The 17,991-nt window shown below is 68.9% G+C and carries 17 protein-coding genes; 8 read left to right on the forward strand and 9 right to left on the reverse strand.

Annotated features, from left to right (window positions below; genetic code table 11):
- Nucleotides 1-226 precede the first annotated feature (226 nt).
- The 9 genes from lipB to ppa all read right to left on the reverse strand — a co-directional run bounded on the left by lipB (nucleotide 227) and on the right by ppa (nucleotide 9,055).
- Complete coding sequence (lipB, locus tag D103_RS0113025) at nucleotides 227-937, reverse strand: lipoyl(octanoyl) transferase LipB (protein WP_018877093.1); 711 nt, start codon at nucleotides 935-937, stop codon at nucleotides 227-229.
- The gene (locus D103_RS0113030; RefSeq protein WP_018877094.1) at nucleotides 934-1,200 is read right to left on the reverse strand and encodes a YbeD family protein; all 267 of its coding nucleotides are present in this window, start codon (nucleotides 1,198-1,200) and stop codon (nucleotides 934-936) included. The genes lipB and D103_RS0113030 overlap by 4 nt, the downstream gene beginning before the upstream one ends.
- A complete protein-coding gene (locus D103_RS0113035) occupies nucleotides 1,197-2,084 on the reverse strand; it encodes a D-amino acid aminotransferase (RefSeq protein WP_018877095.1) in 888 nt (295 codons plus the stop codon). The genes D103_RS0113030 and D103_RS0113035 overlap by 4 nt, the downstream gene beginning before the upstream one ends.
- Before the next feature lie 14 nt (nucleotides 2,085-2,098).
- Nucleotides 2,099-3,358 carry a D-alanyl-D-alanine carboxypeptidase family protein gene (locus D103_RS0113040; RefSeq protein WP_018877096.1) on the reverse strand — a complete coding sequence of 420 codons (1,260 nt, stop codon included), beginning with the start codon at nucleotides 3,356-3,358 and terminating at the stop codon, nucleotides 2,099-2,101.
- 83 nt (nucleotides 3,359-3,441) lie between these two features.
- Entirely contained in the window at nucleotides 3,442-4,434 is a 993-nt protein-coding gene (locus tag D103_RS0113045) for a septal ring lytic transglycosylase RlpA family protein (protein ID WP_018877097.1), read from the reverse strand.
- Nucleotides 4,391-5,422, reverse strand: a complete 1,032-nt coding sequence (gene mltB / locus D103_RS0113050) for a lytic murein transglycosylase B (protein ID WP_018877098.1) — start codon at nucleotides 5,420-5,422, stop codon at nucleotides 4,391-4,393. The genes D103_RS0113045 and mltB overlap by 44 nt, the downstream gene beginning before the upstream one ends.
- A complete protein-coding gene (gene rodA / locus D103_RS0113055; RefSeq protein WP_018867201.1) occupies nucleotides 5,419-6,537 on the reverse strand; it encodes a rod shape-determining protein RodA in 1,119 nt (372 codons plus the stop codon). The genes mltB and rodA overlap by 4 nt, the downstream gene beginning before the upstream one ends.
- Nucleotides 6,534-8,405: a penicillin-binding protein 2 gene (mrdA, locus tag D103_RS0113060; RefSeq protein ID WP_018877099.1), complete on the reverse strand. Its 1,872-nt coding sequence runs from the start codon at nucleotides 8,403-8,405 to the stop codon at nucleotides 6,534-6,536. Before mrdA ends, rodA begins: the two co-directional genes overlap by 4 nt.
- A gap of 113 nt (nucleotides 8,406-8,518) precedes the next feature.
- Complete coding sequence (gene ppa, locus D103_RS0113065) at nucleotides 8,519-9,055, reverse strand: inorganic diphosphatase (protein WP_018867199.1); 537 nt, start codon at nucleotides 9,053-9,055, stop codon at nucleotides 8,519-8,521.
- Nucleotides 9,056-9,326: 271 nt separating this feature from the next.
- Here ppa and D103_RS0113070 point away from each other — a divergent pair, with 271 nt between their 5' ends.
- Genes D103_RS0113070 through D103_RS0113105 form a run of 8 tightly spaced genes read left to right on the forward strand, consistent with a single transcriptional unit; the run spans nucleotide 9,327 to nucleotide 17,782 of the window.
- On the forward strand, nucleotides 9,327-9,968 hold the full coding sequence (locus D103_RS0113070) for an adenylate kinase (RefSeq protein ID WP_018877100.1): 642 nt from the start codon (nucleotides 9,327-9,329) through the stop codon (nucleotides 9,966-9,968).
- Nucleotides 9,969-9,975: 7 nt separating this feature from the next.
- Complete coding sequence (locus D103_RS0113075) at nucleotides 9,976-12,228, forward strand: LPS-assembly protein LptD (RefSeq protein WP_018877101.1); 2,253 nt, start codon at nucleotides 9,976-9,978, stop codon at nucleotides 12,226-12,228.
- Entirely contained in the window at nucleotides 12,212-13,651 is a 1,440-nt protein-coding gene (locus D103_RS0113080; RefSeq protein WP_018877102.1) for a peptidylprolyl isomerase, read from the forward strand. Before D103_RS0113075 ends, D103_RS0113080 begins: the two co-directional genes overlap by 17 nt.
- Nucleotides 13,617-14,687 (forward strand): 4-hydroxythreonine-4-phosphate dehydrogenase PdxA, encoded by a 1,071-nt coding sequence (gene pdxA / locus D103_RS0113085; RefSeq protein ID WP_018877103.1) that lies wholly within the window; start codon nucleotides 13,617-13,619, stop codon nucleotides 14,685-14,687. The genes D103_RS0113080 and pdxA overlap by 35 nt, the downstream gene beginning before the upstream one ends.
- Nucleotides 14,684-15,487: a 16S rRNA (adenine(1518)-N(6)/adenine(1519)-N(6))-dimethyltransferase RsmA gene (gene rsmA, locus D103_RS0113090; protein ID WP_018867194.1), complete on the forward strand. Its 804-nt coding sequence runs from the start codon at nucleotides 14,684-14,686 to the stop codon at nucleotides 15,485-15,487. Before pdxA ends, rsmA begins: the two co-directional genes overlap by 4 nt.
- 34 nt (nucleotides 15,488-15,521) lie before the next feature.
- Nucleotides 15,522-16,499: an ROK family protein gene (locus D103_RS0113095; protein ID WP_018877104.1), complete on the forward strand. Its 978-nt coding sequence runs from the start codon at nucleotides 15,522-15,524 to the stop codon at nucleotides 16,497-16,499.
- A 37-nt stretch (nucleotides 16,500-16,536) separates the two neighbouring features.
- Nucleotides 16,537-16,935, forward strand: a complete 399-nt coding sequence (gene apaG / locus D103_RS0113100) for a Co2+/Mg2+ efflux protein ApaG (protein ID WP_018867192.1) — start codon at nucleotides 16,537-16,539, stop codon at nucleotides 16,933-16,935.
- 13 nt (nucleotides 16,936-16,948) lie between these two features.
- Nucleotides 16,949-17,782, forward strand: coding sequence for a symmetrical bis(5'-nucleosyl)-tetraphosphatase (locus D103_RS0113105; RefSeq protein WP_018877105.1), 834 nt, complete (start codon nucleotides 16,949-16,951; stop codon nucleotides 17,780-17,782).
- Nucleotides 17,783-17,991: the final 209 nt, after the last annotated feature.

The raw sequence follows: 17,991 nt of genomic DNA on the forward strand, positions 1-17,991 counted from the left end.
CCCCGGCCCGCACAGCGGGCCGGGGTCGCGGCAGTCGGGCGTGTTTCTTGGGTACTTCTTTGCACGAGCAAAGAAGTACCTCGCGGCGCGCTGGCGAGTCAGCGCACGGCAGTACGTGGATCGGAGCCACCGTAAACACGAACGATGAACCGGGGCCAGCCGCCAAGAGGCAGGCGGCCAGACGAAGCCCTCGTAAACACCAGGGCTCGAAGAATCAGGCTCGGTTTCAGGGCGCGGGACAACGCCCGAGCGCAAGCACGCGGACCAACTCGGGCGGCAACGCTGGTTCATGCCGGATGCGCTCAACCTCAGCGGGAAACACCTGCGCGGTGAGGTGGGCAAGCAACTGCTCCCGGACCCGGTTGCCGTCCAGCGGACCGAGCAGCTGCTGCATGGAGGTCGCCGCTAGCCCCGGATAGCCACAGGGATTCATGCGCTGGAACGGCGCCAGATCCGGGGCGATGTTCAGGGCCAGCCCATGGATGCTGCGCCCGTGCCGGATACGCAAACCCAGCGCCGCAATCTTGGCCCCATCGACATACACCCCCGGCGCCTTGTCTCGACGCTGCGCATGGATCCCCCATTGCGCCAGCGTGTCGATCACCGCCTGCTCAAGACCGGCGACCAGACGCCGAACCCCGATCCCCAGTCGCGGCAGATCCACCAGCGTGTAGACGACCAGTTGTCCGGGACCGTGCCAGGTCACCTGCCCCCCGCGATCGATCGCCACCACCGGCGTCGCGCCGGGGTCCAGCAGGTGCTCGCGGCGGCCATTGCGGCCCTGGGTAAAGACGGGCGGATGCTCGACGCACCAGAACGCATCCGGCCAGGCTGCATCGCGTTCCCGCGCCTGGAGCTGCATCGCCTGCCAGACCGGGACGTAGGGCTGCATACCCAGCAGGCGGACCACCGGCCCGGGCGGGAGCACGTCGGTCACAGGATCATGCGTACCCGGTCGCAACGACCCAGGGAACGGTAGAAGGCGTCCAGCTGTTCCTGGCTGGTCGCGGTAAAGGTGATGGTGATGCCGACGAAGCGGCCGGCGCGCGAGGCGCGCTGCTCGATCACTGCGTCCCCGGCATCCAGATGCTCAGCGACACAGCCCTCGACTGCCTCCATCAGCTCCGGGTGGGCGTCGCCCATCACCTTCACCGGGAATCGGCAGGGAAACTCGATCAGGGTCTCGCGGTCGTCGCTCATGCGGCACCTCCGGACTGCAGGGGTTCGCTCACCGGCGCCCCGGGCTTGGCCGCCTGGTAGGCGGCGTGCACGGCCTGCCAGACCGGTCCGGGGCGCCCCGTGCCCACGGTGCGATCATCCAGCCGCGTAACCGGCAGGATCTCGCGGGTCGAGCTGGTGAGCCAGATCTCCCCGGCCCGGGGCAGCTCGTCGGCGCTGACCCCGCGCTCCTCCACCGGGTAGCCCAGCTCGCGCGCCAGGTCGAGCACCCGCGAGCGGGTGACACCCGGCAGTACCGATGCATCCAGCGGCGGGGTGATCACCCGCCCGTCCAGGACCACGATGACATTGCTTGCCGCGCCTTCGGTCAACTGCCCGTCCCGAAACAACACGGCCTCGACGGCACCCCGCTCGGTGGCCTCCTGGCGGTTCAGCACATTGGCCAGCAGGGTGGTGGCCTTGATATCGCAGTGGCCCCAGCGGCGGTCCTCGGCCGTCACAGCGGCCACGCCGTCCACGCGGATGGTCTCCGGGAGGGGCCGGATCGGGCTGACCATCGCCAGGACGGTGGGTTGCGCATCCACCGGGAAGGCATGGTCGCGCGGGGCTACGCCACGGGTCACCTGAAGGTAGACCCCGAGATCGGGCGTCACAGGGTCGGCATTGCGCGCCAGCAAGTCCGTCAGAAGCGCACGCCACCCCTCGCGGTCAAACGGGTTGCGGATGCGGATCGCCGCCAGGGATCGCGCCAGGCGCTCCAGGTGCTCGGAGAGCAGGAAGAATTCGCCGGAGTAGCTGGGGATCACCTCGTATACCGAGTCTCCGAACAGGAAGCCCCGGTCCAGCGGCGAGATCCGCACCTGGTCCAGCGGCAGGTAGTCCCCGTTGTAATAGGCAATGCTCACGGGCGAAACACGGCTCAGAATGGCCAGGCCGACTGAATGCCCAGGGCCGCGCCATCCCACAGGCGGCGGATCAGACCGCCCTGTTCCACCGGCTGCAACGCAACCAGCGGCTGGGTGCGGAGCACCTCGCCGTTCAGACGCACCACGACTTCGCCCACCGGATCGCCCGCGGCCAGCGGGGCCTCCAGCGGCTGGTTGACCTCCATCGAGGCGTCCAGATCGTCCTCGCGCCCCGGCGGGACCATGACCCAGAAGTCCTCCGCCAGGCCCACGGCCACTTCGGTCTGCGCCCCGCGATAGACCCGCGGGGTCCCCAGTTCGTGCCCGCCCTCGAACAGCTTGCGGGTCGCGGTGAAGCGCATCCCCCAGTTCACCAGCGCCTGGGACTCGTTGGCGCGGCGAGTACCGCCCTGCTGATGATCCGACGCCTCGATCCCCATGACCACGGCCACCAACCGGCGGTCGTTACGCTTGGCGGACGAAACCAGGTTGTAGCCCGCGTTCGAGGTCCAGCCGGTCTTCAGGCCGTCGAATCCGGCATCGCGCCACAGCAGCATATTGCGGTTGCTCTGCGAGATGTCGTTGTACTCGAAGGAACGTTCGCTGTAGTAGCCGTAGAGATCCGGGAAGTCGCGGATCAGCGCCCGGGCGAGCAATGCCATGTCCTGGGCGGTGGTGTACTGCGACTCGTCGGAGGGCAGTCCGTGCGGGTTGGCGAAGTAGGACTGGCGCATCCCCAGCTCGCGCGCCTGGGCGTTCATCATGTCGACAAACGCCCCCTCCGAACCGGCAACATGCTCGGCCAGCGCGGTGGAGGCATCGTTGCCGGACTGGATGATCATCCCGCGCAGCAGATCCTCGACCACAACCTCCTCGCCGACCTCGATGAACATGCGCGATGCCCCGCGCATACCGGTCCGCCAGGCACGCTCGCTGACCGTAACCTGGTCGTCCAGCGCCATGCGGCCATCGGTGATTTCGCCAAACACCACGTAGGCCGTCATCAGCTTGGTCAGGCTGGCCGGCTCGCGCTCCACCAGCGGATCGCGGCTGGCGAGCATCAGGCCGGAGTCGAAGTCCATCAGCGCATAGCTCGCCGCCGTCACGTCCGAGGGCGGCCGCGGGATGCCGCCGGGCACGTTCGCGCCCGACCCGGCCACGGGCAGCTCCGACTCCTGCGCCTGCGCTGGAACCAGCGCCAGCAGGAGCGCCAGGATGACCGGCAGGCAGGCCGCCAACAGCGGCAGAAACGGGGTGCGGACGGACGAATTCATGATTGCGAAGGGCCTCCTGAAGGACCGAAATACGATAGCAGAATTGGGGCCCGGTACGGGCCGGAAATACCGGGGACGAGGGCTTACGGCGCGTCGGTCACTACGCGGTAGTCCACGTGCGCCGCGCCCTGCAGGCGATCGGTAATCGTGCGGACCGCGTCGCCATCGGCCAGCGGGCCGATGCGCACGCGGTGCAGTTGCGCCCCGTTGTCCCGTTCGACGCTGGAGATCCGCACCGGCTCCAAGCCGAGCGCGCGCAGATCCTCGCGCACCTGCTCGGCCGAATGGCGCTCGGCGAACGCCCCGACCTGGACGAAACGCCCGGGCCCCGCCGCCTCGCCATTGGCGCCGGCCGCGGCCGGCGCTGCGTCCTGCGGTTCGGGCGCGATGTCCGGCTGAGCTGCGGCGGCCACCTCGAGCGGCTCGGGCTCCGGTGCCTCTGCCACCCGGGCCGGCGTCGTGTCGCCCGGCCCCACCGCCCGGATGCGCACGCGCGCGACCCCGGCATCGGTCATGTCGATGCGATGGGCGGCGGCGTAGGAGAGATCGATGATGCGTCCGTCCACGAACGGGCCGCGATCATTCACCCGTACGATCACCTGTTTGCCGTTTTCCAGGTTGGTGACCTCGACGAAGCTCGGCAGCGGCAGGGACTTGTGCGCCGCGGTCATCGCGTACATGTCGTAGGGCTCGCCGCTGGAAGTGCGCCGTCCGTGGAACTTGGTTCCATACCAGGACGCGTACCCCTCTTCCTCGAAGCCGTCACTGGTCTTGAGCGTGCGATAGCGCTGACCGAACACCTCGTACTCGGACGGATTGCCATAGCGGCTGGGCGGCTCGTCACGCGGCTCCGGTTCCGGAATCAGCGCCAGATCCTGCGGCACATCCGCAGGATCGGGGTAGCTGTCATACGCGGCATCGCCCAGCGGGCGGTCCGGGTCGGCCTTGTGGTCGGGGGTGGACGAACAGCCCGCCAGGACCAGCGCCAGCAAGACCGCCAGCGCGGCCCCGCCGGCGCCCGCGCGGCGCGGTTTACTCGGCCAGCGCCTCGGCCAGCTGGTGGACGGCCATCGCATACAGCGGGCTCCGGTTGTAGCGGGTAATCACGTAGAAGTTCGGATACCCGAGATAGTACTCGTAGCCATCCTCGCCCTCGAGGCGGATGAACGAGTACTGGCCGTCCTCGTCCACGGCCTCGTCGGGGTAGATCCCGTGTGCGGCCAGTTCTTCGAGGTCAAAGCGCGCCTGATAGTTGCGGCTGATCAGCGCCTCGTGGGCATCGCCCTCGACCCGGGCCCTGGCCACCACCGGCTCGCCGTGGTTCCAGTGGTGCGCGCGGAAATAGTTGGCCACCGACCCGATCGCATCCGGCCAGGAGTTCAGCAGGTCACGCTGGCCGGAGCCATCGAAATCCACCGCGTAGTGGCGATAGCTGGACGAGATGAACTGGCCACGCCCCATGGCCCCGGCGTAGGAGCCACGGGTCTCGCGCGGGTCGAGGCCCTCTTCATCCACCAGCGTCAGGAACTCGCCCAGCTCGCGGCGGAAGAAGTCGGACCGGGGCGGATAGTCGAAGCCCAGAGTCACCAGAGCATCGAACACGCGGAAACCACCGGTGTTGCGGCCGTAGTAGGTCTCGACCCCGATGATGGCGGCAATGATCTTCGGTTCGACGTCAAAGCGGTCCGCGGCGCGCTGGAGCCAGCGCTCATGCTCCTGCATGAACTCGCGCCCACGCTCGATGCGCTCATCGGTGATGAAAATCGGGCGGTAATCCTTCCACGGCCTTGCCTCGGCGGGGCTGGAGATCAGATCAAGGATGCGCTGTTGCGGATCGGCCGCCGCGAACATCGCCTCCAGGGCCTCGCGGTCACGGCCAGCCTCCACCTGCTCGTCGATGAAGGCCTGGACCTCGTCGCGCTCGAGATACGGCGGGTCACCGGCGCGGAATTCGCTCGCCGCTGCGGCCGGAAGGGAGGCAAACGCCAGGATCAGGGTCAGCCCGACCGGCATCAGGAGTGGGCGGGCAAGACGGGCCCACACGGGGCGCAGGGTCAGGGTCATCGATTCACCAGGCGTTTCTGGGAGGCTATGCTCATGAGAATACCGAAGGCGACCATCAGGGTCACCAGCGACGTTCCCCCGTAACTGACCAGGGGCAGCGGCACACCGACCACCGGCAACAGGCCGGTCACCATGCCGATATTGACCACCATATAGACCGCGAAGGTCAGGCTGATACTCCCGCCCAGCAGCCGGGCATAGCGGTCCTGCGCCAGCGCGGCGATCCACAGCCCGCGGGCGACAATCGCAAAATACAGCAGCAGCAAGAGCGCGACACCAATAAAGCCGAATTCCTCGGCGTAGACCGCAAAAATAAAGTCGGTGGAGCGCTCCGGAAGGAACTCCAGCTGCGACTGGGTCCCGTTGAGCCAGCCCTTGCCGTACAACCCCCCGGACCCGATCGCGATCTTCGACTGGATGATGTGATAGCCGGCCCCCAGCGGATCGGATTCCGGGTTGAACAGCGTGAGTACCCGCTGGCGCTGGTAATCCAGCATCTGCGACCACAGGATGGGCACGGCGGCCGCCACCACGACGCCCAGGCCGACGAACCAGCGCCAGCCCAGCCCCGCGAGAAACACCACCAGTGCGCCGGCGGCCGCCACCAGCATCGAGGTCCCCAGGTCCGGCTGCTGCATGATCAGATACACCGGCACCAGGATCAGCACGCCGGTCACGAGGAGATCGCGAAAACGCGGCCGCCCACTGCGCAGCGAGAGATACCAGGCCACCATCATCGGCACGGCAAGCTTCATGATCTCCGAGGGCTGGAAACGCATGAAACCGAGATCCAGCCAGCGCTGGGCCCCCTTGCCGACGTCCCCGACCCACATCACCGCCAACAACAGCAGGATGCCCGCCGCGAACAGCCACGGGGAGATCGCGCGCAGACCGTGCAGTGATACCTGCGCGACCAGCAGCATCGCGGCCACGCCCAGGCCGATGCGCATCAGTTGCCTCTCCACGGCCACCACGCTCTGCCCGGAGGCGCTGAACAGAACGGCCAGCCCGAGCAGCAGCAGGATCGACAGCAGGACCAGCAGCACACTGTCCAGGCGCAGGCTGCGCAGCACCCACTGGCTGACGGACATCTCACGGCCGGTTACGCTGATCATTCGTCCTCCGGCAGAGTCATGCCCGACCCTTCCAGCAGATAGGCGTCCATCACTTCGCGCGCCACCGGTGCGGCCACCCGGCCACCGGACCCTCCGTGTTCGACCAGGACCGCCACCGCGATCTGCGGATCCTCTGCCGGGGCATAGCCCACGAACAGGGCGTGGTCCCACAGACGCCGGGCCAGCTCCTCTTCGTCGTACTCTTCATCCTCGCCGAGGCTGAACACCTGCGAAGTGCCGGTCTTGCCGGCAATGGTGTAGGCCGGGCGGGTACTGCCCACGCTGCCCCAGGCGGTCCCGTGGCGGGCATGCACCGCCTCCACCAGCGAGCCGTGGATCGCATCCCAGTGCTGGTCGTCCACGACCACCGGCTCGCGCGTCACCGGTAGCGGATACTCCGGCTCCCCGGTCCCGTTGTCCATGGCGCGCAGCAGGTGCGGCTGATAGCGCACACCGCGCGTGGCCAGCGCCGCCGTAAAGTCGGCCATCTGCAGAGGCGTGGACAGCATGTACCCCTGGCCGATCGCGGTGATCAGGGTCTCGCCCGGAAACCATACCTCGTTGTGCGTGGCCCGCTTCCAGTCGCGGCTGGGCAGGATCCCCGCTCGCTCGCCGGTGGAATCGATCCCGGTGTGCTGCCCGATCCCGAAGGCGCCAAGAATGGGCACCATGCGATCGATGCCCATGGTGTGGGCCAGATCGTAGAAGTAGACATCCGAGGACACCGCGATCGCGCGCGACATATCCACCCGGCCATGGCCCTCGCGGCGCCAGTCTCGATAGCGCCGTTCATGCCCCGGCAGCTGGTAGTACCCGCGCGCGAACATCTCGCGTTCGGCGGTTGTAACATCTTCGTCCAGGGCCGCCAGCGCGACCAGTGGCTTGACCGTCGAACCCGGCGGGTACTGCCCGCTCAGGGCACGATTGAACAGCGGCCGGCGCTTGTCATCGCGCACCGCGGCGAAATCGGCCTGCGAGATTCCGTGGACAAAGGCCTCGGGATCAAAACCGGGGGCGCTGACCAGCGCCAGCACCTCGCCGTTATTCGGATCGATGGCCACGATCGCGCCATCCCGCCCGGCCAGCGCCCGGTAGGCCGCCTGCTGCAGGTTCACATCCAGGGTCAGGGTCAGGTCCGTGCCCGGCTGCGGCGGGGTCACCGACAGCTCGCGGATCACCCGCCCCTGGGCGTTCACCTCCACCTGGCGATAGCCTGGCCGGCCGTGCAGCAACTCCTCGTAGTAGCGTTCGACCCCGCTCTTGCCGATATGCGAGGTCCCGGCATAGGCCCGCCCGTCCACCCGGCGCAGATCCTGCTGGTTGATGCGCCCGACATAACCGACCGCGTGCGAGAATTCGGAACCCAGGGGATAGAAACGCAGCGGACGGGCCTCGATCTCGACCCCCGGCAACTCGTGGCGCGAGACCGCGATACGGGCCACAGTCTCGTCATCCAGCCCGGCCTTCAACAGCACCGGCTGGAACGGGCGCCGCTGCCGAACTCCGCGGTGGAAGCGCTCGATATCGGCCTCGCTCAGTTCCAGATAGCCGCGCAGGCGGCTCAGCAGGGAATCCAGATTACCGGCCTGCTCGACCGTGATCTCCAACTGGTAGGACGCCCGGTTGCCCGCCAGCAGGATGCCATTGCGGTCGCGAATCACGCCCCGGGTGGGAGCGATCGGCTCGACCCGTAACCGATTGTTCTCGGAGAGAGTGGTGAAATGCGAGTGCGCGCCGACTTGCAGCCCCGAGAGCCGCCAGCCCAGCGCCAGCAGGATGGCGGCCAGGATGACCAGTGCCAGCAGGATGCGCACGACAAAGCGCTCGCGGTCCTGCTGTTCCTCGCCGTAGGCATCGCGCTCGGCCATCTCAGCGGGTCACGGCGTCACGACCAGGTCCATGGCCCGCGCACGCAAACGCCGCACCGACCCTGCGGGACGGCGCGGCGCTGACCGACCGCTGCATGCAGCGGGGCGCGGCGTCAGATCTTGCTCTTCTGGTAACGCTTGTAGCTGGCAACAATCTCCGCCTTGGCTTCGTCGGCGCCAACCCAGCCTTCCACCTTGACCCACTTGCCCTTCTCCAGCTCCTTGTAGCGTTCGAAGAAGTGCTTGATCGAGTCCAGGAGCTCCTTCGGCACGTCGTCCGGGCTCTGGAACCGCGCGGACTGCGTGCACAGCTTGTCCACCGGCACCGCCAGGATCTTCGCGTCTACCCCGGCCTCGTCGGTCATCTTCAGCATGCCGATCGGGCGCGAGCGCACAACCGAGCCCGGCAGCAGCGGCACCGGGGTGATCACCAGCACGTCCACCGGGTCGTTGTCTTCCGACTCCGTGTTCGGGATGAATCCGTAGTTGCACGGATAGAACATCGCGACCGCCATAAAGCGATCAACCACCAGAGCCCCGCTGTCCTTGTCCATCTCGTACTTGACGGGCTGACCCTGGGTGGGGATCTCGATCACCACGTTGATGTCGTTGGGGAGATCCTTGCCGGCTTCGATCTGGTTGAGGTCCATGCTTGAGTAGTTTCCGATTGCTTTGAAGAGCGAGGGATTATACAGGGGAGACACCCCGCAAGGGCACCCATCAACAGTCGCATCAGGGAGACTCGAACGGCCGCGCGCGGTTGCGGCGCATCGGCCTCAGGCGGTATAAGACCGCGCTCGGGAAACGGTTTGCGGCCCGCCCTCGCCCCGGGCCGGCTGCCCGTTTCACCACCGCAATCAACGTGCCGTCCCGTTCCCGGCTAGTCCTGCAGTCCGGTACGGCACCCGGCAGGAGTCAGCTATGCGTATCGTCCTGATGGGCGCACCGGGGTCCGGCAAGGGCACCCAGGCCAAGAAGATGGTCGCCACCTTCGGCATCCCCCAGATCTCCACCGGCGACCTGCTGCGCGCCGCGGTCGCGGCCCGGACCGAACTCGGCAAGCAGGTCGAGAACGCGATGGAATCCGGCAATCTGGTCCCGGATGATCTGGTCCTGGGCCTGATCCGCGATCGCCTGCAGGAACCCGATGCGCAGAAGGGCTTCATCCTCGACGGCTTCCCGCGCAATGTCGCCCAGGCCGAGGCGCTGGACAGCATGCTGGCCGACATCGAGTCGCCGCTGGATCGCGCGATCCAGATCGACGTCCCGTTCGAGGAGCTCAAGCAGCGCCTGACCGGCCGCGTGTCCTGCGGGGACTGCGGCGCGGTCTTCAACACCCATACCTTCCCGCCACAGAAGGAAGGCGTGTGCGACCTGTGCGGCGGCGATCTGATCCACCGCGCGGACGACAACGAGGAAACCGTGGTCAATCGCCTCAAGGTCTACGAGGAGCAGACCCGGCCGCTGATCGAGTACTACGATCGCCACGGTCTGCTCAAGCACGTCAACGGCACCCGCGACATCGAGCTGATCTTCGACGAGATCCGCCAGCTGCTGTCCTGACGCCGGGATGAGCCGCCGGCCCGCCAACCCCCCGCCGCGCCATCGCCCGATCGCGCGGCCGGTCGCGTGCGGGATCGGCCTGGTGACCGCGGCGCTGCTCCCGCTCGCGCTGCCCGCGGAGGAGCGCCCCCCGGGATGCGAGTTCGCCCCGGGGGTCGAGTGGCCCGAGCTGCGCACCCTCGAGGGCGGCCTCACCGAGATCGACGCCGACCAGGTGCGCCGGGACGGCGAACGCATCTCGGCCTCGGGCAACGTCCAGCTGTTCGAAGGCGGACAGCGCCTGGACACCGAATTCCTCGAATACGACCGCGCCACCGGCACCGCCCGAACCGAAGGTGACACCCGCCTGTTCGACGGCGACCTGCTGCTGCACACCGAGGGCGGGGAATACCGCCTGGACGCGGAGACCGGCGAGTTCCGCAGGATCGACTTCCTGGTGCAGTCCATCCCGGCCCGGGGCAGTGCCGCCCTGGGCGTCCAGCACGCCCCGCACCGTCACGACTTCGAGGAGGCCGAATACACCACCTGCCCGGTCGGCAACGATTCCTGGTGGCTGCGCACCCGGGATCTGGAGCTCGATCGCGAGACCGGCGTGGGCGTGGCCCGCAATGCGACCATCCGTTTCAAGGGTGTACCCATCGCCTACACCCCGTATATCAACTTCCCGCTGGACGACCGCCGCAAGAGCGGCTTCCTGCTGCCCAGCGCGGGCACCGGCGGCCGCACCGGCTTCGATCTCGCGACGCCCTGGTACTGGAACATCGCGCCCAACTACGACGCGACCTTCACGCCTCGCATCATGGCCGATCGCGGAATCATGCTCGGCACCGAGTTTCGCTACCTCCAGCCCCGGCACAATGGTGTACTCGACGTGCGCTACCTGCCGGACGACCGCGAGACCGGCGAAGACCGCCACTTCGCCCAGTGGCGCCACCAGACCCGCATCACCTCCAATCTGAACCTGCGCGTCGACGCTGCGGATGTCTCCGACCGGGAATACTTCTTCGACTTCGGCAACTCGGACCGCTATGCGGGTTCGACGCCCTATCTGCGCCGATCCGCCGACCTGACCTGGAACCAGCCGGCCTATCGCCTGCGCACCCGCATCGAGGACTACCAGATCGTCGACCCCGAGCTGAGCGCCGCCGGCGAGCCCTACCAGCGGCTGCCGCAAATCACGCTGGAGGCCGGGGAATACCTGGGCCACGGCCTCTCCTGGGATCTGGATACCGAACTGGTGCGCTTCGAGCGCAGCGAGGACCAGTCCGGGCGCCCCGTGGGTACCCGCCTCGACCTGAATCCCGAGGTGCGCTGGCGCCATGACACCGGCGGCTTCTTCTTCGAACCCGCCACCGGTGTCCGCCATACCCGCTACGAACTGGACCGCCGCGACCAGACCAGCGGTCCGGAATCGATCAGCCGGACGGTACCACGCGCCTCGATCGACACCGGGCTGATCTTCGAGCGCTCGATCGCCAGCGGCCGCCGCCTGCAGACCCTGGAACCGCGCATCTTCTACGGCTACGTGCCCTACCGCGACCAGGACGACATCCCGATCTTCGACACCGGCGAGGCCGACTTCAGCTTCGACAACCTGTTCAGCCTGGACCGTTTCGTCGGCGCCGACCGCGTGGGCGATACCCATCAGGTGACCACCGCCCTGACCACCCGCATCCTCGACCAGCAGACCGGGCGCGAGCGCCTGAGCCTGTCCGCCGGTCAGATCCACTACCTCGAGGACCGCGAGGTCCGCCGCGGCACCGGACAGGACCCACTGACGGACTCGCGTTCGGACCTGGCCCTGGAAGGTCGCGTGCGCATCGGCGATGCCTGGAGCGGCCGCGGCTCCATCCTCTACAACGAGGACGCGCGCGAAACCACCCTGGCCGCGATCTCGGTCGGCTACCACCCCTCCGAGCGCGCGCGGATCAACGTCGGCTACCGCCAGCGCGAGGCCGGCGCCCGCTCCATCGACCAGACCGACGTCTCCGTGATGTGGCCGGTCACCGATCGCATCGACGCGATCGGCCGCTGGAACTACAGCCTGCAGGAAGAACGCGACCTCGAACTTCTGGCCGGGCTTCAGTATCGTAGTTGCTGCTATGGTATCCGTGTGGTGGCGCGCCGCGCGTACAGCTTCGACGAGACCTACGACAACTCGATCTACTTCCAACTCACGCTGGACGGCCTGGCAAGGTTCGATTCCGGCGTGGATTCGCTATTGCGCGAGGGTATTGCCGGATATGACGCACGTCCCTGAACAACGCCGCGGCGGGGTCCGCACCCTGCTGCCCCTGCTGGCCGTCCTGGTCTACGGCCTCGGCCTGCCGGCCATGGCCCAGACGCCCGGGTCGGCACCCGGCGGGCTCTCGCAGGGCGCGGTCGAGGCACCGGTCACGCCCGGGGCCGCCCGTGACGGCGGTACCCCGGCGGCGCCCATCACGCCCGAGGGCGACCGCTTCACCGACCGCATCCTGGCGGTGGTGGGCGACGACGTGATCACCCAGCGCGAGCTGGTGGAGCGCATGAACCTGGTCGCCCAGCAGATGATCGAGCGCGGCAACCGTCCGCCCGACCAGGACACCCTGGCGCGTCAGGTCATGGAGCGCCTGATCGTCGAGCGCGTGCAGCTGCAGGAGGCCGAGCGCGTCGGCATCAACATCGACGAGATGACCCTGAACCGCGCGATGGAGAACATCGCCCGCGAGAACCGCATGACCCTGCCGCAGCTGCGCCAGGCTCTGATGCAGGACGGCGTGGACTTCAACGCCTTTCGCGAGCAGATCCGCCACGAACTGACCGTCAACCAGCTGCAGCGCCGCCAGGTCGACCAGCGCGTCCGCGTCTCCGATCAGGAGATCGCCGACCTCATCGCCTCCGAGAGTGGCGCCATTGACCGCGGCGTGCGCTATCGCATCGCCCAGATCATGGTCGCCCTGCCCCAGGGCGCCGACGCCCGGCAGATCGCCGAGGCGCGCCAAAAGGCCGAGTCGCTGCGCGACCGCGTGCGCGGGGGCGAGGACTTCGCCACCGTCGCCATCAGCGAATCCGAAGGACCGCAGGCCCTGGACGGCGGCGATCTGGGCTGGCGCTCCGCCGGCGAGATCCCCACCGTGTTCGCCCGCGAGGCCGTGCTGATGCGCACCGGCGAGGTCAGCGATGTCCTGCGCTCCCCCAGCGGTTTCCACATCATGAAGCTGCTGGACCGCGAGGGCGGTGACCAGACCCGCGTGCAGCAGACCCGGGTACGCCACATCCTGATCAGCCCGGACCAGGTGCGCAGCGACGAGGACGCGCGCCGCCAGGCGCAGTCCCTGTATAACCGCATCCGCGAGGGCGCCAGCTTCGAGGACCTCGCCCGCGCCAACTCCGACGACCCCGGCTCGGCCGCCCAGGGCGGCACCCTCGGGTGGGTCAGCCCGGGCGAACTGGTTCCCGCCTTCGAGGAGGCCATGCAGGCGCTGGAACCGGGCGTGGTCAGCGAGCCGGTGGAGAGCCAGTTCGGCTGGCACATCATCGAGGTCCTGGAGCGCCGCGAGGTGGACACCTCGCGCGAACAGATCCGGGCCCGCGCCCGCGAGATCCTGCAGAACCGCAAGCGCGACGAAGAGCTCGAGCTGTGGCTGCGCCGCCTGCGGGACGAGGCCTATGTCGAATACCGGGTCGACGGCTTCGGCTCCTGATCCGCGCGGGGCCCACCCGGTCCCGCGCCTGGCCCTGACCGCCGGCGATCCCGCCGGGATCGGGCCCGATCTGCTGATCGCCATGGCGCGGCAGCGCGGCCAGGCGCAGCGCGTCGCCATCGCCGATCCTGGCGTGCTGGAGGCCCGTGCCCACCAGCTGGGCGAGTCCCTGCGCCTGGTGCCCTTCGACCCGCAACGCCCGCGCGAGCCCACCCCGCCCCACACCCTGGAGATCCTGCCGGTACCGGTGGCAGCCCCGGTGGTCGCCGGCACTCTGGACCCCTCCAACGCCGAACACGTGCTGGCCCTGCTCGCCACGGCCGCCGACGGCTGCCTGGACGGCACCTTCGAGGCCATGGTCACCGGCCCGGTCCACAAGGGCGTAATCAACCGCGCCGGTATCGCCTTCAGTGGTCACACCGAGTGGCTGGCCGAGCGCGCCGAGGCACCGACGCCGGTGATGATGCTGGCCACCGAGACGCTGCGAGTCGCGCTGGTGACCACCCATCTGCCCCTGCGCGCGGTCCCCGACGCCATCACGGCCGAACGCCTGGAGGCCGTGACCCGCGTGCTGCACCACGACCTGCGCCGTGACTTCGGCATCGACGAACCCGTGATCGCGGTCTGCGGCCTGAACCCGCACGCCGGCGAGGACGGCGTCCTCGGACGCGAGGAGATCGAGATCATCACCCCGACCCTGGATCGCCTGCGAGAGGCCGGCATGCATCTGCGCGGCCCACTCCCGGCCGACACCGCGTTCACCCCGCGCGCGCTCGAAGGCGTCGACGCGGTGCTGGCCATGTATCACGATCAGGGCCTGCCGGTCCTCAAGCACGCCGGCTTTGGCGGGGCCATCAACGTGACCCTGGGCCTGCCCTTCATCCGCACCTCGGTGGATCACGGCACCGCACTGGACCTGGCCGGCACCGGGCGCGCGGAGGTCGGCAGCTTCCAGGCCGCCGAACGCCTGGCGGAAACCCTCGCGGCCCGTGCCGCGGCCCGTGCCGCCGCCAGCAGGAGCATCTCGGGGACATGACCCGCCTCAAGACCTCGTCGCCGATCCGCAAGCGCTTCGGCCAGAACTTCCTGCACGATGCCGGCATCCTCGCGCGCATTGTCGCGGCGATCGACCCGCAGCCAGGAGACGCCGTACTCGAGATCGGGCCCGGCCGCGGCGCCTTGACCGCGGCGCTGCTGGAGCGCCTGGACCACCTCGTCGCCGTGGAGATCGACCGCGACCTGGCCGCCGGGCTGCGCGCCGGTTTCCCTCCGGAGCGCCTGGACCTGCACGTGGGCGACGCCCTGGACATGCGGCTGGCCGATCTCGGCCCCCTGCCCGAACGCGGCTGGCGCGTGGTCGGCAACCTGCCCTACAACATCTCCACCCCGCTGATGTTCCATCTCCTCGAACAGGTCGGCGCAATCCGCGACATGCACTTCCTGCTGCAGCGCGAGGTGGTGGAACGCATGACCGCCGCGCCCGGCAGCAAGCGCTACGGCCGCCTGACCGTCATGCTGGCCGCCCGGGCCTCGGCCACGGCCCTGTTCACGGTGCCGCCCGGGGCCTTTCACCCGCCGCCCAAGGTCTACTCCAGCGTGGTGCGCATCACGCCCCTGGCCGAGCCGCGGGTCGCACCGGCGCTGTACCCGACCTTCGCGCGGGTGGTGAACCAGGCCTTTTCCAGCCGCCGCAAGACGCTGCGCCGCGGGCTGTCCGGTCTGGCCACGATCGCGGACCTGGAGGCCGCCGGGCTGGACCCCGGGGAACGGCCGGAGAACGTCGACATCAGCGGGTTCGAGGCCCTGGCCCGGCAGATCCACGCAGGCGCGCACTGAGCCACCGGTCACCACGATCCGCTACCATGAACCTATGGATCTGATCGTTGCCGATGTCGGCGGAACCAACACCCGCGTCGCGCGCGCCCGCCGCGAGGCGGATGGCTGGTCCCTGCACGAGGCGCAACGCTACCCCAGCCGCGAGCATCCGGAACTGGCCAGCATCCTCGAGCACTGGCGCCACGAATACGCCACGGTGGATACGTTCGCCGCCGCCGGGCTCGCGGTGGCCGGCCCGGTCCATCAGGGCCGGGCACGCGTGACCAACCTGGACTGGCCCGCCCTGGAGGCCGCCAGCCTCGGCGAACGCCTGGGTATGCCGGTCACGCTCCTCAACGACTTCGCCGCCATCGGCGCGAGCCTCGACGCGCTGCAACCCGGCGACTGCGAGACCCTCCAGCACGCGACACCCGATCCGGCGGGCCTGCGCCTGGTCGCGGGGGCCGGTACCGGGCTGGGCACCTGTCTGGTGGGTCCGCCCGGCCGGCCCGCCATCTATCCCGGCGAGGGCGGACACGCGCGCTTCTCGCCCGCCGGGCCCGAAGAGGCCGCGCTGGGCGATTTCGTAACCCGCGAACTGGGCTACTGCACGCGCGAACACCTGCTGAGCGGGCGCGGGATCGCCCGCATCGGCCAGTTCGAGCTCGACCGGCAAGCGGATCCCGAGCTGGCGGAGGCCCTTGCCGCGCGGGACCCGGCAGCCGCTATCGGCGAATTGGCCCGGGCGGGCCACCCGGCCGCCGAGAACGTGATCGACCGCTTCGTCGGGCTGTATGCCGGACAGCTGGCCGACATGGCCCTGACCGCGCTCCCCACCGGCGGCATTTACCTGGCCGGCGGGATCGCGCCCCGCTGGGTCGACGCCTTCCGTGGCCCACGCTTTCGCTGTGCCTTCCGGAATCGCCCACCGATGACCCACTTGCTTGAGCAATTGCCCGTGGCCCTTATCATGCACCCCGAACCGGGCTTGCTGGGCGCCGCCGTCTGCGCCAGCCGGTCCGCGACCCCCTGATGCCGGGTCTCCCGCTCAAACCTGGAGCCACAACCGCATGAACCCGCCCCAAGAGCACGACGCCGAAGCCCATACCATCGAGATCGAGGTGTCCACCGCCTACGTGGAGGACCAGTCCGAGCCGGATGACGACCGCTACGTGTTCGCCTATCACGTGGTCATTCGCAACGCCGGCGCGCTGACCGTGCAACTGCTCAACCGCCACTGGATCATCCGCGACGGCCGCGACCAGACGCAGGAGGTCCGTGGCGAGGGGGTGGTCGGCGAACAGCCGAGCATCGCGCCCGGCGACAGCTTCGAATACACCAGCGGCACGGTCATCGAGACCCCGGTCGGCACCATGGAGGGCTCCTACGGCATGCGCGACGAACGCGGCAACACCTTCGACGCGCCGATCCCGCCGTTCACCCTCTCCGTCCCGCGCACCCTGCACTAGGCCGGGCGGAACGATGGCGCTGTACGCCGTTGGGGATCTCCAGGGCTGTCTGGACCCGCTGGATCGACTCCTGGAACAGGTGCGGTTCGATCCGGCGGAGGACCACCTGTGGCTGGTCGGCGACCTGGTTAACCGCGGCCCGGACTCGCTGGGCTGCCTGCGCCGGGTCATGGACCTGGGCGATGCTGCCACGACGGTCCTCGGCAACCACGACCTCCACCTGCTCGCCACCGCACAGGGCGTCCGCACGCCCGGTGGCAAGGACACCCTGCGCCCGGTGCTGGATGCCCCGGATGCCGCGGACCTGCTCGACTGGCTGGCCCAGCGCCCGTTGCTGCACCGCGACACCGCCAGCGGCTGGACCCTGGTGCATGCCGGACTCCCGCCCGCCTGGGACCCGGACACGGCCGCGCGCGAGACCCGGCGCGTGGAGGCCGAGCTGCGCGACCCGGCACGACGCCACGCACTGTTCGAGGTCATGTACGGCGACGAACCCAGCCACTGGAGCCCGGATCTCGACGGATACGAGCGCCTGCGCTACACCATCAATGCCTGTACCCGCATGCGCTATCTCACCGCGGACGGCGACCTGGAGTTCGCCGGCAATGGCCCGCCCGAGGAAGCGCCCTCTGATCTCCGGCCCTGGTTCCGGATGCCGGAACGAGCCGCCGCCGGGCACCCGATCGTGTTCGGACACTGGGCCGCGCTGGGCCACCGGGTGGGAGCGGACTGGCTGGCGCTGGACAGTGGCTGCGTCTGGGGCAACTGCATGACGCTTGCCCGCCTCGATCACACCGACGGCGACCCGGCCCGCGTCACCACCTGGCAGACGCCCTGCCCCGCCTGACCCACCCGCTACCGCACACCGCCTTCCAGGCACTCGCCGCTGTCATCCAGCCGCCTGCCTTGTTGTGGCTGGTCCTGGTTCGTCCTCTGGTGTTTACGGTGCCGTCGGTCCGCAACCTGCCGATTTTTGGCTAGGCCTGGTTCGTCCTCTGGTGTTTACGGTGGCTTCGGTCCGCCGCCTGCCGTGCGCTGACTCGCCAGCGCGCCGCG

Source organism: Thioalkalivibrio sp. ALE31, assembly GCF_000377405.1.
In the GTDB taxonomy this organism is placed as follows: Bacteria; Pseudomonadota; Gammaproteobacteria; order Ectothiorhodospirales; family Ectothiorhodospiraceae; genus Thioalkalivibrio.

What these genes read in the sequence shown, in the direction of transcription:
- D103_RS0113030 (WP_018877094.1), bottom strand. Translation starts at nt 1,200, where the DNA reads ATGAGCGACGACCGCGAGACCCTGATCGAGTTTCCCTGCCGATTCCCG.
- D103_RS0113040 (WP_018877096.1), bottom strand. Translation starts at nt 3,358, where the DNA reads ATGAATTCGTCCGTCCGCACCCCGTTTCTGCCGCTGTTGGCGGCCTGC.
- D103_RS0113045 (WP_018877097.1), bottom strand. Translation starts at nt 4,434, where the DNA reads ATGCGATGGCCGTCCACCAGCTGGCCGAGGCGCTGGCCGAGTAAACCG.
- mltB (WP_018877098.1), bottom strand. Translation starts at nt 5,422, where the DNA reads ATGACCCTGACCCTGCGCCCCGTGTGGGCCCGTCTTGCCCGCCCACTC.
- rodA (WP_018867201.1), bottom strand. Translation starts at nt 6,537, where the DNA reads ATGATCAGCGTAACCGGCCGTGAGATGTCCGTCAGCCAGTGGGTGCTG.
- mrdA (WP_018877099.1), bottom strand. Translation starts at nt 8,405, where the DNA reads ATGGCCGAGCGCGATGCCTACGGCGAGGAACAGCAGGACCGCGAGCGC.
- ppa (WP_018867199.1), bottom strand. Translation starts at nt 9,055, where the DNA reads ATGGACCTCAACCAGATCGAAGCCGGCAAGGATCTCCCCAACGACATC.
- D103_RS0113070 (WP_018877100.1), top strand. Translation starts at nt 9,327, where the DNA reads ATGCGTATCGTCCTGATGGGCGCACCGGGGTCCGGCAAGGGCACCCAG.
- D103_RS0113075 (WP_018877101.1), top strand. Translation starts at nt 9,976, where the DNA reads ATGAGCCGCCGGCCCGCCAACCCCCCGCCGCGCCATCGCCCGATCGCG.
- D103_RS0113080 (WP_018877102.1), top strand. Translation starts at nt 12,212, where the DNA reads ATGACGCACGTCCCTGAACAACGCCGCGGCGGGGTCCGCACCCTGCTG.
- pdxA (WP_018877103.1), top strand. Translation starts at nt 13,617, where the DNA reads ATGTCGAATACCGGGTCGACGGCTTCGGCTCCTGATCCGCGCGGGGCC.
- rsmA (WP_018867194.1), top strand. Translation starts at nt 14,684, where the DNA reads ATGACCCGCCTCAAGACCTCGTCGCCGATCCGCAAGCGCTTCGGCCAG.
- D103_RS0113095 (WP_018877104.1), top strand. Translation starts at nt 15,522, where the DNA reads ATGGATCTGATCGTTGCCGATGTCGGCGGAACCAACACCCGCGTCGCG.
- apaG (WP_018867192.1), top strand. Translation starts at nt 16,537, where the DNA reads ATGAACCCGCCCCAAGAGCACGACGCCGAAGCCCATACCATCGAGATC.
- D103_RS0113105 (WP_018877105.1), top strand. Translation starts at nt 16,949, where the DNA reads ATGGCGCTGTACGCCGTTGGGGATCTCCAGGGCTGTCTGGACCCGCTG.